The organism is Dokdonella sp., assembly GCF_019634815.1.
In the GTDB taxonomy this organism is placed as follows: domain Bacteria; phylum Pseudomonadota; class Gammaproteobacteria; order Xanthomonadales; family Rhodanobacteraceae; genus Dokdonella_A.
In genome coordinates this window covers 84,948-99,361 of sequence record NZ_JAHCAP010000010.1, presented here as the reverse complement: position 1 = coordinate 99,361, position 14,414 = coordinate 84,948, and the positions used below count along the sequence as shown (strand labels likewise).

The window sequence follows — 14,414 nt, the reverse complement described above, 5'->3', positions numbered from 1 at the left end:
GGTCGAGCTCGATGTGGACGTGGGCGGCAGTGTCCGCCGCAAGGAAGTCACCGTCATGGACGGATTCGATTTGGAGCAGGAAACCGGGCGCGCAATGTACAAGGACTGTCGCGTCGACGAGATCCGTGCCGGACGTGGTTCGCAATCGCTGGAACTGCGGGTACCGGGTGGCGAGGTCTACCTGACACCGGGCGAGGCCTGGGGTGATGTCGATCCGCTGGCCATCCAGCGCCAGATGATCAAGCGCACCATCAAGGAACATCTGGACAAGGAAAAGCGCCTGCGGCCCAAGGGCATCAAGGTGCTGTCGCTGTTCTTCATCGACGAGGTGGCCAAGTACCGCGAGTACGACGCGGAAGGCAATCCGCAGAAGGGCGTCTACGCGCAGTTGTTCGAGGACGAGTACCGCTATTGGGCGCGCCACCCGGACTACCAGAGCCTGTTCAAGGAACTGGACATGGCGCACGCCGCCGAGGACGTGCACAACGGCTATTTCTCGATCGACAAGAAAAAGGTCGGCGGAAAAACGGTTGAGGTGCTCAAGGACACCAACGGCAGCACCAAGGCCGACGACGACACCTACAACCTGATCATGCGCGACAAGGAACGACTGCTCGACCTGGCCACGCCGCTCAAGTTCATCTTCTCCCACTCCGCCCTGCGCGAAGGCTGGGACAACCCCAACGTGTTCCAGATCTGCACCTTGCGCGACATCCGCACCGAACGTGAGCGTCGGCAGTCGATCGGCCGCGGCCTGCGTCTGTGCGTGGACAAGAACGGCGAGCGTGTCCAGGGGTTCGACACCAACACCCTGACGGTGATCGCCAACGAAAGCTACGAAGCGTTCGCGGATGGGCTGCAGAAAGAGCTGGAGGATCCCACGACAGGTATCGGCATCCGGTTCGGTGTGGTGGCCCCGGACCAGTTCGCGGCGATTGCGGTGGCGGCTGAAGATGGCAGCGTGGCGCCATTGGGCGTCGAGCAATCCAGAGCGCTGCGTGCTGCGTTGCAGGAACAGGGCTATCTCGCCTCGACCGGCAAGGTGGAGGATGCCTTGCGCACGGCGATCAAGGAGGGCGCGGTACAGCTACCCGAGGCGTACGAGCCGCATCGGGACGCAGTGGTCGCGATCCTGCGCAAGCTGGCCGGGCGTCTGGAAATCAAGGATGCGGACAAGCGCCGTGATGCCATCCCCGTGCGCCGTGCCGTTCTGGACAGCCCGGAGTTCAAGGCGCTGTGGGATCGGATCAAGCACAAGACGACTTATCGCGTGCAGTTCGACAACGACAAGCTGATCGAAGACTGCATCGAAGCCGTCAAGGAATCGCCACGCATCGCCAAGGCGCGGCTGCAATGGCGCAAGGCAGGTCTTGCGATCGGCCAGGCCGGCGTGCAGGCCACCGAGCAGAAGGGCGCGTCCATCGTGTCCTTGGACGAAACCGACATTGAATTGCCGGACATCCTGACCGATCTGCAGGACCGCACCCAGCTCACCCGGCGCTCGATCCAGCGCATTCTGGCCGAAAGTCGGCGGCTGGACGACTTCAAGCGCAACCCGCAGCAGTTCATCGAACAGACCGCCGAGGCAATCAATCGCTGCAAGCGGCTGGCGCTGGTGGACGGCATCAAGTACCGGCGCATCGGTGACGGGGCTTACTACGCGCAGGAGCTGTTTCAGGAGAACGAACTGCGTGGCTATATCGGCAACATGCTGATGAACACCGAGAAGGCCGTGTACGAGCATGTGGTCTACGACTCGGATGTGGAGCGTGATTTCGCCACTGAGTTGGAGCGCAACGAAGCGATCAAGGTTTATGCCAAGCTGCCTGGCTGGTTCAAGGTGCCGACCCCGCTCGGCACCTACAACCCGGACTGGGCGGTGCTGGTGATCGGCGAAGATGGGCAGGAGCGCCTGTACTTCGTCGTCGAATCCAAGGGTGGGCTGTTCAACGACGCTTTGCGCCCAATCGAGGAAGGCAAGATCAAGTGCGGCAAGGCGCATTTCCAATCGCTGGCCGTTGGCGAACCGGCGGCGAAGTACATCGTTGAGCGATCGGTGGAAGGGTTACTGTCGCGGATTTAGATGCTTACGCAGAGCGGTCACCTCCGTTCTGTCGCGTCCCGGTCTGGCGACTTTCTATAGCAGTCGCAGCCCAGCCCGTGCGGCGCCATGCAAAGTGCGGTGGTGTCACCGCCATCAAGCCATGGGCACCCTTGAATGCACTAAAATGGTGCAATGCCTGCACCCGATGTCCATTCCCCAACGACGACCGTGGCCGAACTGTGCGCGACGCCGATCGCGCTGGTCGACGCTACTCTGGTGCTGCGGCAAGCCAACCCGGCGTTGTGCGAGTGGCTGGGGCAGGGCGCGACTGGCGCACGCGGGCTTGGCCTCGATGCCCTCGACGCGCGGCCGCCGCAATTGGCCGAAGGCGCACGCCGCGCGCTGCGCGAGGAGCGCCGGGTGTGGTTGCGTGAAGCGCGCCTGCGCAGTGCGCTCGGTGACCGCACGGCCGATGTCGCGCTCACGCCGCAGGATGATGGGCTTCTGCTCGAACTCCTGCCCTGCGCGGGCGAGGCGGCTGGCGCGACGCGCCTCACCGAAACCCTGCGCGGTTTTGCGCACGAGGTGCGCGGTCCGCTCGCGGGCATGCGCGGCGCGGCCCAGCTCCTGCAGCGGCGGCTCGAAGGCAGCGCCGAGCGTGAACTCGCCCAGCTCGTGATCGACGAGGTCGATCGCCTGTCGGCCTTGTCGCAGCGCTTGCTGGCGAGTGGCGGCAAGCCGCGCCTGGCCCTGCACAACGTGCACGAGATACTCGAACGCGTCGCTGCCCTGGCCGCGGCCGATGTCGCAGCGGTGTCGATTCGCCGCGATTACGACCCGAGCCTGCCCACGGTGCGCGTCGATGCCGATCGCGTGCAGCAGGCCCTGCTCAACCTCGTCCACAACGCACAGCAGGCGGGCGCGACTTGCCTGAATCTTCGCACGCGCATCGAGCGTGATCCGCGCCTGCCCGATCGCAGCGTGCACCGCGCCCTGCGCATCGAAGTCGGCGACGATGGCCGCGGCGTGCCGGCCGAGCTTGCGCACACCTTGTTCGAACCGCTGGTCTCGGGCCGCGCCGACGGTCATGGCCTGGGCCTGGCGATCGCACGCGAGATCGCGCACGAGCATGGCGGCATGCTGAATTTCACCAGCCGTCCGGGCGCAACCTGCTTCACCTTGCTGCTGCCGGTGACCGAATGAACACGCCCGCGCCGCTGGCCTGGATCGTCGACGATGACCGCGCGGTGCGCGTGGTGCTCGCCGCGGCGCTGCGCGAGGCGGGTTTTGCCACGCGCGAATTCAGCAGCGCCGAGCAGGTGATTGCGGCGCTGGCCGAGCCAGCACCGACGGTGATGTTCAGTGATGTGCGCATGGCGGGCGCGAGTGGGCTCAAGCTGCTCGAACGCGTCGCTGCCTTGCCCAAGCCATTCGCGGTGATCGTGATGAGCGCGTTCACCGATGTCGCCACCACCGCTTCGGCCTATCGCCTCGGCGCGCTCGATTATCTCGCCAAACCCTTCGATCTCGATCAGGCGGTCGCCGCCGCGCAGCGCGCGCTCGCCCAGCACGAGTCCGCGCCCGCAGTGACCGCAGTCACGGCCGAACCCGAACCCGCCTTGCTCGGCAGCAGCGCGCCGATGCGCGAGTTGTTCCGCGCGATTGGCCAGGTCGCCGCGAGCGGCCTGGGCGTGCTCATCTGCGGCGAAACCGGTACCGGCAAGGAACTCGTGGCGCGCGCCCTGCATCGCGAAAGCGCGCGCGCGGCGCGACCCTTCATTGCGCTCAATACCGGCGCGATTCCGGCCGAACTTCTCGAATCGGAATTGTTCGGCCACGAAGCCGGCGCATTCACCGGCGCCACGCGCCGCCATCCCGGGCGCTTCGAACAAGCTGCGGGCGGCACGCTGTTTCTCGACGAGATCGGTGACATGCCGCTCGCCTTGCAGACGCGGCTCTTGCGCGTGCTCGCGGCGGGCGAGTTCTATCGCGTCGGCGGCCGAGAACTCTTGCGCGCCGACGTGCGCGTGGTCGCCGCGACCCATCAGGATCTGGATGCCAAGGTCGCGCGCGGCGAGTTCCGCGCCGACCTCTTGCACCGGCTCGATGTGGTGCGGCTCGAACTGCCGCCGCTGCGCGCGCGCCGCGAGGACGTGCCGCAACTGGCGGCGCATTTTCTCGCCATCGCCTGCGCGCAGGCGGGCGTGGCGCCGCGCCAGTTCGCGCCCGCGGCGCTTGCCGTGCTGCGCGAGCACGACTGGCCCGGCAATGTGCGTCAGCTCGAAAATCTGTGTCGACGTCTGGCGGTGCTGTCGAGCGCGCGCACGATCACGGTGGCGGATCTGCCCGCTGCGCTCAAGCCGGCACCCGCGGGTGGCGTGGCGAGCGATGCGCCCTGGCAAAGCCTCTTGCGCGACTGGGCACGCGTTGAACTCGAAGCCGGCAACGAGACGCTGCATGCGCGCGCACGCGCCGCCTTCGAGCAGGTGCTGTTCGATGCCGCGCTCGAAGCCCACCACGGCCATCGCCAGCACGCGGCCAAGGCGCTCGGCCTGGGCCGCAACACGCTCACACGCAAGCTCGGCAGCTCGCGCAAGAAGCCACCACGGCATCCGCGCGGTGGGCGGTGATCACGACCGCCAAGGCTGAGATCAGTCACCTGAATTCATGGGGTGGCGGCATGAATTCCTTCTCCCGCGGGGAGAAGGTGCCGGCAGGCCGATGAGGGCAGGCGCGGCGGTGGATTGCGAGATAGACCGCGCCGACAGCGCGCTCGTCCGGCGCTTCGCGCCACCTCCTCCCGGTGGGAGAAGGAAGCCGGATCACGGTCCCGGAGTCGGCAGCAAACCGTTGTGGCGCTTGAGCGCTCGAAACCAGACCGCGCCTGTGTGTATCGTGCGCCCATTCCTGCAACACGAATCCGGCCCATGTCCGAGTCCCTGCTGATCCGCGACGCCACGCCAGCCGACCTTCCCTTCATCGTCGATGCCAATGCCGCGATGGCGATCGAGACCGAACACAGGCAGCTCGACCGCGATGTCCTCACGCGCGGCGTGGCGGCCCTGCTGGCGGCGCCCCGGCGCGGCTTCTACCTTGTCGCGGAACGCGCCGGCGAGCGCGTGGGCTGCGTGCTCGTCACGCATGAATGGAGCGACTGGCGCAACGGCGACTGGTGGTGGTTGCAGAGCGTCTACGTGTTGCCCGCGGCCCGCCGCGGCGGCGTGTTCCGCGCCCTGCATGGCGAGGTCGCGCGGCGTGCGCGCGCCGATCCCGAAGTGATCGGGCTGCGCCTGTATGTCGAACGCGACAACACCGTCGCACAGGCCACCTATGTCGATCTCGGCCTTGGCCCCACGCCCTATCTTTTGCTCGAACACAGCTTCCCGCGTGGTGGCCGCGGGTGAGTCTGGCGGCGGCACGGCGCTGGCTGCACGATGCATGGATCCTCCATGTCGTGCCGTATTTGCCTTCGCGTCTGCCGTGGCGTCTTGCCTGGCCTTGCTATCGACTGTTTGCGCGGTCGGCGAGTCTGTATCCCGAGCCTGTGAGCGCAGCGCTCGCGCATGCGCCGGCGCAACTGCCAATCGGCGATCTTGCTGCTTTCGCGCGCGACGTGCGCAGCGTGTGGCTGTTCGATGCGGCCGACCTCCATCTCTCGCGCCGTCACCCGCCCGGATGGTTGCCGGAGCACGTGAAGGTGCGCGGCCAGTGGCCGACGGGGGCCTTCGTGGCCGCGAGTTTTCACTACGGCACGGGCCTGTGGATCTTCAGCGACCTGCGCCGCAACGGACACGAATCGGTGTTCGTTTCAGGGCGTTTCGATCAAGCCGACTTCGCGCGCCACCCGCTGCGTTATCGCCATGGCATGGCGCGCATGGCCGAGCTTGAGCGTCTCGGTGGACAAGCGGTCGCGTTTCGGCCCGGCATCCGCCCACGCCTGCGTGATGCGCTTGCGGCAGGCCATGTCGTGGTCAGCCTGCTCGATGTGCCGCCACGGCTCGCGCCACACGGGCAGCATCCGGCGCGCCTGCTCGATCGGGCGGCGAGCCTGCCAGAGGGCATGCTCAAGATTGCGGCCGAAGCAGGCGTGCCGATCGTGCCCTGCTGGATCGAGATCGATTTCGATCGCGGCGAGCGCACGCTGGTGATCGGGGCGCCGATCGCGCCCGAGCCGATCGAAGCCGCGCTCGCGCAGCTTGCGCAACTGCTCGATTCGCTGATCCGCAAGCAGCCCGCGGCATGGCTGTTCTGGGCCGAATGGCCAGCCTGGCAGCGCGATGCAGCGGCGCTCCACGGTGCGCCGACATTCTCAAACGTGGCGGCAGAAGGTAGTCTGTCAGGGCAGCGGATCGAGCAAGGGTTGCAGGAATGAATCAGGGTTCCAGGCGGGCGGGCATCATCGGCGGCGTGCGCATTCCGTTCTGTCGCAACAACACGGCCTATGCCGAAGTCGGCAACTTCGCGATGGCGGTGAAGACGCTCGGTGCGCTGGTCGAACGCTTCGGCCTGCACGGCCAGGAACTTGGCGAAGTCGCCTTTGGTGCGGTCATCAAGCACGCCTCCGACTGGAACCTCGCGCGCGAAGCGCTGCTGTCATCGGGTCTCGCGCCGACCACGCCCGGCATCACCACCGCGCGCGCCTGCGGCACCTCGCTCGATAACGCGATCATCATCGCCAACAAGATCATCAGCGGCCAGATCGATGTTGGTGTGGCCGGCGGCAGCGACACCACCAGCGACGTGCCGATCGTCTACTCCCGCGCCTTGCAGCAGCGCTTGCTGGCAATGAACCGCGCACGTGGCACGATGGAAAAACTCAAGGCCGCGGTGCGCGGTTTTTCGCTGCGCGAGCTCAAGCCCTCGTTCCCCGGTGTCGCCGAGCCGCGCACCGGCAAATCGATGGGCGATCACTGCGAGATGATGGCGCGGCAGTGGCAAGTTTCGCGTGAGGCGCAGGATCAGCTCGCGCTGGAAAGCCACCACAAGCTCGCCGCTGCCTACGAGCGCGGCTTCTTCAAGGACCTCGTGGTGCCGTTTCGCGGCGTCGAACGCGATAACGTGCTGCGTCCCGACACCACGCTGGAAAAGCTCGCCGCGCTCAAGCCCGCGTTCGACAAGACGTCGGGGCAGGGCACGCTCACCGCGGGAAATTCCACTGCGCTCTCAGATGGCGCCGCCGCGGTGCTGATCGCCAGCGACGAATGGGCCGCGGCGCACGGCCACAAGGTGCAGGCCTACCTCACCCACGCGCAGGTTGCGGCCGTCGACTTCGTGCACGGCGAAGGCCTGTTGATGGCGCCGACGGTCGCGGTGCCGCGCATGCTCGCCCAAGCGGGACTCAAGTTGCAGGATTTCGACTACTACGAGATCCACGAGGCCTTCGCCGCGCAAGTCGTGTGCACCTTGCGCGCGTGGGAGTCGGCCGACTACTGCCGCGATCGCCTCGGCCTGTCCGCACCGCTCGGCGCGATCGATCACGCCAAGTTCAACGTCAACGGTTCGAGCCTTGCGGTCGGCCATCCCTTCGCCGCTACGGGTGCGCGCATCATCGCGACCCTGGCCAAGCTGCTCGAAGAGCGCGGCTCGGGTCGCGGCCTGATCTCGATCTGCACCGCGGGTGGCATGGGCGTGACCGCGATCCTCGAGCGGCCGTAGCCAACATTGCGCGACGCTGCAAGCGAGCGATCGCGTGGTTTTCGACCCGTTTGCGACCGCGTCAGGAACCCGATCCTCGCGTGCCTGGCTCGGCAAGCAATTCGTCGAGCTGTCCGAACGTCTCGTCCAACATTTCCTGTGCACCGGTGCCGGCCGCGTCCAGCGCTTCCTTGCTGGGATACCGCTCGCTCAGGACGAGCAGGGTCGTGCCATCGCGTTCCTCGAAGGTCACGGTGGTGACGGACCCGGCGTCGCCGCTTTCCTCGTTCGTCCAGACGATGCGCTTGTCGGGCACCACCTCGAGATACCTGCCGAAGAAGGCCGTGGTGTTCGCGGGGTCGTCTCCGAATACCAGGCGGTAGCTGCCGCCGGTGCGCACGTCCATTTCGCACGAGCGAAGTGTCATGCCCATCGAGCGAGGCACCCACCATCGCTTGAACAACTCTGGCCTGGACCATGCCTGGAATACGAGCCGCGCGGGCGCGTCGAAGGTTCGCGTGACGACGACCTCGCGCTCCGTCGACTTCCGCACCGTCGTGCGTCGGGTTTCACTTTCCTTTCCTGCGGCCACGGGCCTTCTCCTGTCGCTTGAGTTCGTCGATGACACCATCGAGCGCTGCAAAGCGCGCGTCCCACACGTGCCGGTAGCGCGCGATCCACGCCATTTCCTCCTCGAGACGGCACGGGCCGATGCGGCAGGTGCGCACGCGACCGAGCTTTTCGGTGGTCACGAGTCCGGCCCGCTCGAGCACGCCGACGTGTTTCTTCATGCCCGTGAGGGTCATTTCGAACCTGTCGGCGAGTTGTGAAATGGAAGCGTCGCCGCGGGCGAGCTGATCGAGGACGCCGCGTCGGGTGGCGTCGGCGAGGGCGGCGAAGGATGCGTTGAAGTGGCTTGAGATACGCTGAACCATGTGGTTCAGTATGAGAGGTCGGCGGCAAGCGCGCAAGGGCCGTCTCGCCGCTGTCGGCCCATCTCATCGAACCCACGGCACCGACAGAACGCTGGAAGCGCTGCCGAACCAGCGCCGCGGTCGCCGGCACGCCCGGCCGGTCGTGTGGAATGTACCCAGGCGGCTTCGGTCGCCGTGATGAAGGCTGCTCCCGACCCTCATGCAACACGCACGTCAACACGCCTGCCCAGGGTATGCAGCACTTCCTCGAGGCGTCCGGCCTTGGTCACATGCTTCGGATCCAGCACTCGGCGAATCTCCCTTCGTCCAGATCCAGGCGGCGCGCCAGTTCCGAGCGGTTGATCTTCGCGTCGCGCAGCGCCAAGTACGCCGCAAGCTTCAACGCGGTTCCGACTGGCGGCGACACCAGGTGCTCACCAGATCTGCAGTTTCGCGATAAACCCATTTCGCCGACAACGTTGCCGCTGGCGCCACACCTGTCGTTAAGACCGAAGCGTAAATGGTCTGCTCGGGCGAGAACGTAGTAGTTGCCGCAGCTATTCGCTGATTCGAGTCCAAGGATGCCCCAAGCGTGAGACGCTCAACCGTCACCGGGGCCGCGCTGATGGGCTTCTGCTCACCTGCGCTTATGGAAGGCTGCGGCGTCGAGGTACTTGTCGGCGATACGCCGGAGGCAGGTTTCCGCTCAACTGGAACATTCGTTCCGTCAGCGGCGCCACGGGCAATAAGCATATAGACGCCGATGCCGAGAACGATCGCGCACGCGTAGCATGCCAGCGCGATCAGCAGCGGCCTTATGAAGCTCTTCCCGATCGGCGGAACTTTGGGATTCTTTGCAATGGATTGCACTGGACACCGACTCGGTTGGCGGGGACCTGGACGCGCCTGCATTGCGTCGCCGCCTCAGCAGTGAACGCAAATACCGTCTGGCTGACGCTCCGCGAGAGCGCGACGGAACACTGGGTAATGACAACACGTCCGGGATACCCTTTCCCTGCCCGCGCGCTTGGTCGAAGGCATCGGCCGAGCCTGTTTGCTGGGGCGCCCCCGTCGCTGGTAGGTAAGCGAGGGGCGCAAAAGCTCGCTGAGGGCTGGCTGGTGCCATTTCGCCGCCGAACTGGCGAGTAGGCCGGGCACTACAATGGCAGGTCGGCGCACCCAGCCGGCTAGCCCATCAGCAAGGGGTACGGCAGGGGGTATTAAGCGCAGCTTTACAGCGTTTGATCATGTAAAAACAAGGTGTTACAATAAAAATGTTATTGATGATCGACAACTACGATTCCTTCACTTGGAATCTCGTGCAGTACCTGGGCGAGCTCGGTCAGGACGTTCAGGTGCATCGCAACGATGCGTTGACGCTGGCGCAGATCCGCGCGCTCAAGCCGGGCGCGATCGTGATTTCGCCAGGGCCGGGTACGCCCGACGAGGCCGGGGTTTCGCTCGATGTGCTGCGCGAGCCGCTGGCGGGCGTGCCGGTGCTGGGCGTGTGCCTGGGCCACCAGGCGATCGGCCAGGTGTTCGGCGGCAAGGTGGTGCGTGCGGCGCAGATCATGCACGGCAAGACTTCGCCGATCCATCATCGCGGCGAGGGCGTGTTCGCGGGACTGCCGGCACCGTTCGAGGCGACCCGCTATCACTCGCTGGTGGTCGAGAAGTCCTCGCTGCCGGCTTGTCTCGAAGTCACCGCGTGGACCGAGAACGCCGATGGCTCGCTCGACGAGATCATGGGCCTGCGTCATCGCAGCCTGCCGATCGAGGGCGTGCAGTTCCACCCCGAGTCGATCCTCACCCAGCACGGCCACGCGATGCTGCGCAATTTCCTCGAGCGTGGACTGGCGAAGGCAGCCTGACGATGACGATCACGCCGCAGGAAGCGCTCCAGCGCACCATCGAACACCGCGAGATCTTCCACGACGAGATGGTCGACCTGATGCGCCAGATCATGCGCGGCGAGGTTTCGCCGACCCTGGTCGCGGCGATCATCACCGGTCTGCGCGTGAAGAAGGAGACGATCGGCGAGATCGCCGGTGCGGCTGCGGTGATGCGCGAATTGTCGGCGCAGGTCGAGGTGGACGATCAAACCCATCTGCTCGACATCGTCGGTACGGGCGGTGATGGTGCCCACACCTTCAACATTTCCACCGCTTCGATGTTCGTCGCCGCGGCCGCGGGCGCGCGCGTGGCCAAGCACGGCAATCGCAGCGTGTCGTCGAAGTCGGGCAGTGCCGATGTGCTCGAGGCGCTCGGCGCGGTGATCGATCTCGCGCCCTCGCAGGTTGCGCAGTGTCTGGCCGAGACCGGCATCGGTTTCATGTTTGCGCCGCGCCATCATCCGGCGATGAAGGCGGTGGCGCCGGTGCGCAAGGAACTGGGCGTGCGCACGATCTTCAACATCCTCGGCCCGCTCACCAATCCCGCGGGCGCACCCAACATCCTCATGGGCGTGTTTCATCCCGATCTGGTCGGCATCCAGGTGCGCGCGCTGCAGCAGCTCGGCGCGCAGCGTGCGCTGGTGGTGTGGGGGCGTGACGGCATGGACGAGATCTCGCTGGGCGCGGCGACCCTGGTCGGCGAACTGCGCGATGGCGTGGTGCGCGAGTACGACATCGAGCCCGAGGACTTCGGTCTGGCGATGGCATCGAGTCGCAATTTGCGCGTGGCCAACGCGGCCGAGTCGAAGGCCATGTTGCTCGACGTACTCGACGGCAAGGGCACGGTTGCCCGCGACATCGTGCTGCTCAACGCGGGCGCTGCCCTGTACGCGGCGTGTGTGGCCGATACGATCGCCGATGGCATCGAGCGCGCGCGCGCCGCGGTCGCCAGCGGTGCTGCACGAGCGCGGCTCGATGGCTTCATCGCCGCGAGTCGGCGCCTGGCCAGCAGCACCTGAGCGGGGCGCTGCCTGTCGCTGATTTGCCGGCGGCGCTATCGTTCACCTTTTCATCGGACATCGGATTTCGCATGGACATCCTTGAGCGCATCCTCGCGCGCAAAGTCGAGGAAGTCGTCGAGCGCAGTGCGCGCCTGAGCCAGGCCGAACTGTCGGCGCGTTGCCATGACCTGCCGCCCACGCGCGGCTTCGCCGACGCGCTGCACGCGAAGATCGCGGCCGGAGAGCCGGCGGTGATCGCCGAGATCAAGAAAGCGAGCCCGTCCAAGGGCGTGATCCGCGCCGATTTCGATCCCGCCGCAATCGCCGCGAGCTACGCGCGTGCGGGTGCGGCCTGCCTGTCGGTGCTCACCGATGCCGATTTCTTCCAGGGCAGCGAGACCTTTCTGCAGCAGGCGCGCGCGGCCTGCGAATTGCCGGTGTTGCGCAAGGATTTCATCGTCGACGAATACCAGTTGTACGAAGCGCGCACGATCGGCGCAGACGCGGTGTTGTTGATCGTCGCCGCGCTCGATGATGCGCAGATGCTGCATCTGGCGCTGACCGCGGCCGAGCTCGATCTCGACGTGCTGGTCGAAGTCCATGACGATACCGAACTGCAGCGCGCGCTCGACATTCCCGCCCTGCTGATCGGCGTCAACAACCGCAATTTGCGCACTTTCGAGACTTCGCTCGACACCAGCTTGGCCTTGCGGCCCAAGCTCGATGATGAGCGTTTGATGGTGACCGAGAGCGGCATTCACACGCGCGAGGACGTGCAGCGTTTGCGCGCGGCCGGCATTCACGCCTTCCTCGTCGGCGAAGCCTTCATGCGTGCGCAGGATCCGGGCAGCGAACTCGCGCGCTTGTTCGGCCCCGGCGCCTGATCGCAGGCGCGGGGCTCAGATCTTGCGCGCCGCGTGACCGTTGCTTGGCGGTTGCCAGCGTGCGAGCGCTTCGCGGGTGCGCCGGCGACCGAGTTCGATGAGTTCGGCGGCGCGGTGGAACTCGTAGAACGCGCAGGCATTGCGCGGAATCGTGATCAACAGGTCCGGCGGCTGCGCGGCGAGCTTGAGGCGCGTCATCGTCGCCTGCACTGCATCGAGTGAACGCGCGAACAGTTCGATCGTGCCGGGTTCGTTGGCCGCGGCATGGCGTTCGTGACGTTCGGCGAAGGCATCAAACAGCGCGGCGAACCGGCGCCGCGGGCTTGGCGGCGCTGAATCGCCAGCGAGAATCGGCGCCATTGCCTGCCGCGGCGCGCTGGCCTCTGCGCCCGCATGGGGAAATGGTGCGACCGCTTCGGTGGGCGCATCGAGCGGCTCGGCGGGTGCATTGATGTCGACCGCGATGGTGGCATCGGTAAGGTCGCGCAGCGTCGGCGACACCGGCACCGGATTGAGCAGGCCGCCGTCGACCAGCAGGCGGCCCTGATAGTGGTGCGGGCGGAACACGGTCGGGATCGCGATCGAGGCGCGGATTGCATCGAACAGCGTGCCGCGCGAGAACCACACTTCGCGCTGCGCATCCAGATCGACTGCAACCGCGGTGTAGGGCAGCGGCAACTGCTCGATCTGCAGCTCGCCAAGCAGCTCGCGCAGCACGTTGCCGATGCGATCACCCTTGATCAATCCACCGCCGCGGAAGGTCCAGTCAACCAGTCGCAACACGTCCAGGCGCTGCAGTGGATTGACGAAATCACGGAACGCATCGAGCTTGCCGGCCGCATACATGCCGCCGACCAGGGCGCCCATCGAGCTGCCGGCGATCGAGCCGATGACGAAGCCCTGCGCCTGCAGTTCGGCGATCACGCCCATGTGCGCGTAGCCGCGCGCACCACCCGAGCCAAGCACCAGCGAAATGTGCTTGCCGCGTGGCGCAGCCCTTGCATCGGGTGCGTTCATGCCGATGCGCCCTGATAGGCGCCGAGCGCAAGTTGCAGCATGATCTTCATCTCCTCGCGCAGCGATACCGGCGCGACGACTTCGGCGTCGGCGCCATAGCGCAACACGTCCATCAGCAGTTCCCGCGAATTGGAATAGGGCAGTTTCAGCTCGTAGCGGCCATCGGCCAGACGTGTGCCCTGCTGCTGTGAATGCCAGTGTTCATCGGCAACCCAGCGTGCCGCGTGCGGCGAAAACCGGATGGTCGCCCAGGCCTTGGGTGCGCCCGAAAATATCCCGTAGCTCGAGGCCAGGTGCGCATCGAGTTCGCCGGCCGCGCGATCGAGTGCGGCTTCCGCCAGCGCTTCGGGCGCGCGCATGCGGTCGAGCGCAAAGCTGCGCAAGGCTTCACGCTCGTGGTCCCAGCCATCCAGATACCAGTTGTCGCGATAGTGCGCGAGCCGCTGCGGCGACACCACGCGCTGGGTGCTGGCATCGGTGGAGCGCGCACGATAGGAAAACTTCAGGCGCTGACGCCGCAGCAAGGCGCCGGCGACCGTGCGAAACACGGCCTGATCGAGCGTGCGTGCGCCGCTGGTGAGTACGCGGATGCGTTCCACCGGGAGGCTTGCACCACTGGCGTGGTCACACAGCAGGCGCTCGATGCGCGCGCGGAACGGCGCCAGCGTGCCGGCCAGCACGCCCGGGTCGGCACGTCCGAGCAGTTCGTTGAGCGCGAGCAGGGCAGCCAGTTCGTCGCTGGTCAGCCACAGACCAGGCAGTTCGAATCGATCGCCCTCGCCGGCCACATAGCGGAACGCGGCTTCCTCGCCTTCGCCGCCCTCGATCGGCGCACCGAGTGCATCGCGCAGGAAGGCGATGTCACGGTAGACGGTTGCGCGCGAGCAGCCCAGTTCGGACTTGATCTGCGCAAACGACACCGGATAGCGCGCGGCCTTGAACAGGCGATGGAGGCTGAGGATACGTTCGTAGCGGTCCACGCTGTGTCCCTTGCGATGCTGTTCTTGCGTATAGTGAAAGCATACGCT

At 66.2% G+C, this 14,414-nt stretch carries 15 protein-coding genes; 9 read left to right on the top strand and 6 right to left on the bottom strand.

Annotated elements, in window-relative coordinates:
* A partial coding sequence (locus tag KF759_RS07240; protein ID WP_291224040.1) for a hypothetical protein occupies positions 1 to 262 on the bottom strand: 262 nt, incomplete at its 3' end.
* 39 nt (positions 263 to 301) lie between these two features.
* Here KF759_RS07240 and KF759_RS07235 point away from each other — a divergent pair.
* The 6 genes from KF759_RS07235 (at position 302) to KF759_RS07210 (ending at position 7,699) form a co-directional block, all read left to right on the top strand.
* Positions 302 to 2,083, top strand: coding sequence for a hypothetical protein (locus KF759_RS07235; RefSeq protein ID WP_291224039.1), 1,782 nt, complete (start codon positions 302 to 304; stop codon positions 2,081 to 2,083).
* 153 nt (positions 2,084 to 2,236) lie between these two features.
* A complete protein-coding gene (locus KF759_RS07230) occupies positions 2,237 to 3,247 on the top strand; it encodes an ATP-binding protein (RefSeq protein WP_291224037.1) in 1,011 nt (336 codons plus the stop codon).
* Complete coding sequence (gene ntrC, locus KF759_RS07225; protein ID WP_291224035.1) at positions 3,244 to 4,674, top strand: nitrogen regulation protein NR(I); 1,431 nt, start codon at positions 3,244 to 3,246, stop codon at positions 4,672 to 4,674. The genes KF759_RS07230 and ntrC overlap by 4 nt, the downstream gene beginning before the upstream one ends.
* A gap of 297 nt (positions 4,675 to 4,971) precedes the next feature.
* Positions 4,972 to 5,448 (top strand): GNAT family N-acetyltransferase, encoded by a 477-nt coding sequence (locus KF759_RS07220; protein ID WP_291224033.1) that lies wholly within the window; start codon positions 4,972 to 4,974, stop codon positions 5,446 to 5,448.
* On the top strand, positions 5,445 to 6,416 hold the full coding sequence (locus tag KF759_RS07215; protein ID WP_291224031.1) for a hypothetical protein: 972 nt from the start codon (positions 5,445 to 5,447) through the stop codon (positions 6,414 to 6,416). The genes KF759_RS07220 and KF759_RS07215 overlap by 4 nt, the downstream gene beginning before the upstream one ends.
* Positions 6,413 to 7,699: an acetyl-CoA C-acetyltransferase gene (locus tag KF759_RS07210; RefSeq protein ID WP_291224029.1), complete on the top strand. Its 1,287-nt coding sequence runs from the start codon at positions 6,413 to 6,415 to the stop codon at positions 7,697 to 7,699. Before KF759_RS07215 ends, KF759_RS07210 begins: the two co-directional genes overlap by 4 nt.
* A gap of 61 nt (positions 7,700 to 7,760) precedes the next feature.
* Here the strand turns inward: KF759_RS07210 and KF759_RS07205 are convergent, their stop codons facing one another.
* The 3 genes from KF759_RS07205 to KF759_RS07195 form a co-directional block, all read right to left on the bottom strand.
* A complete protein-coding gene (locus KF759_RS07205; RefSeq protein WP_291224027.1) occupies positions 7,761 to 8,270 on the bottom strand; it encodes an SRPBCC family protein in 510 nt (169 codons plus the stop codon).
* Entirely contained in the window at positions 8,248 to 8,649 is a 402-nt protein-coding gene (locus KF759_RS07200) for a metalloregulator ArsR/SmtB family transcription factor (RefSeq protein WP_291224025.1), read from the bottom strand. Before KF759_RS07200 ends, KF759_RS07205 begins: the two co-directional genes overlap by 23 nt.
* Positions 8,650 to 8,991: 342 nt before the next feature.
* The gene (locus tag KF759_RS07195; RefSeq protein ID WP_291224024.1) at positions 8,992 to 9,462 is read right to left on the bottom strand and encodes a hypothetical protein; all 471 of its coding nucleotides are present in this window, start codon (positions 9,460 to 9,462) and stop codon (positions 8,992 to 8,994) included.
* A 404-nt stretch (positions 9,463 to 9,866) separates the two neighbouring features.
* On the opposite strand from KF759_RS07195, the gene KF759_RS07190 reads away from it, so the two are divergent.
* From KF759_RS07190 to trpC, 3 genes are all read left to right on the top strand, one after another.
* Positions 9,867 to 10,463 (top strand): aminodeoxychorismate/anthranilate synthase component II, encoded by a 597-nt coding sequence (locus KF759_RS07190; RefSeq protein WP_291224022.1) that lies wholly within the window; start codon positions 9,867 to 9,869, stop codon positions 10,461 to 10,463.
* A 2-nt stretch (positions 10,464 to 10,465) separates the two neighbouring features.
* On the top strand, positions 10,466 to 11,503 hold the full coding sequence (trpD, locus tag KF759_RS07185) for an anthranilate phosphoribosyltransferase (protein ID WP_291224020.1): 1,038 nt from the start codon (positions 10,466 to 10,468) through the stop codon (positions 11,501 to 11,503).
* Positions 11,504 to 11,574: 71 nt separating this feature from the next.
* Positions 11,575 to 12,369 (top strand): indole-3-glycerol phosphate synthase TrpC, encoded by a 795-nt coding sequence (trpC, locus tag KF759_RS07180; RefSeq protein ID WP_291224018.1) that lies wholly within the window; start codon positions 11,575 to 11,577, stop codon positions 12,367 to 12,369.
* A 15-nt stretch (positions 12,370 to 12,384) separates the two neighbouring features.
* On the opposite strand, the gene KF759_RS07175 is transcribed toward trpC, so the two are convergent.
* Both KF759_RS07175 and KF759_RS07170 read right to left on the bottom strand, forming a co-directional pair.
* The gene (locus KF759_RS07175; RefSeq protein ID WP_291224016.1) at positions 12,385 to 13,386 is read right to left on the bottom strand and encodes a patatin-like phospholipase family protein; all 1,002 of its coding nucleotides are present in this window, start codon (positions 13,384 to 13,386) and stop codon (positions 12,385 to 12,387) included.
* The gene (locus KF759_RS07170; RefSeq protein ID WP_291224014.1) at positions 13,383 to 14,366 is read right to left on the bottom strand and encodes a YafY family protein; all 984 of its coding nucleotides are present in this window, start codon (positions 14,364 to 14,366) and stop codon (positions 13,383 to 13,385) included. The genes KF759_RS07175 and KF759_RS07170 overlap by 4 nt, the downstream gene beginning before the upstream one ends.
* Positions 14,367 to 14,414: the final 48 nt, after the last annotated feature.